Here is a 296-nt window from a genome sequence, read left to right as displayed (position 1 = left end):
CCCATGACCAGCCAACGGTTCTGCGTTTCTTCTGTTGTATATTTCAAGTACAAAATCTAATACAGGCTCTGGAAGATTTGAGCGGTTACGGTAACCTCCAAAGAAACCCCCAAGAGTCTGATTTTCCACAGTTGCTAAACCAACTACATCTTTTGCTAAAGTTTCAAATACTGACGCACTAGCATGTAAAACACCTGAATAATCTTCAGTAGAATGAGCATTTTCAATTCTTTGAATTAGCTTCCTAATATTCGGATGCTCTTCCGAATCTTCAACTTCCTCAATTTGTTCAATAG

The 296-nt window shown here is 38.5% G+C and carries 1 protein-coding gene; it reads right to left on the bottom strand.

The window, feature by feature from the left end:
* Window positions 1-296, bottom strand: a 296-nt coding sequence (locus JDS82_RS29155) for an SNARE domain-containing protein (protein WP_472926247.1), incomplete at both ends; no start/stop codon positions are given.

This window comes from Bacillus cereus group sp. N14, assembly GCF_016483555.1.
GTDB classification, from domain to species: Bacteria; Bacillota; Bacilli; order Bacillales; family Bacillaceae_G; genus Bacillus_A; species Bacillus_A wiedmannii.
The sequence above is the reverse complement of the archived record's forward strand: the minus strand, read 5'-3'. Positions and strand labels throughout refer to the sequence as shown.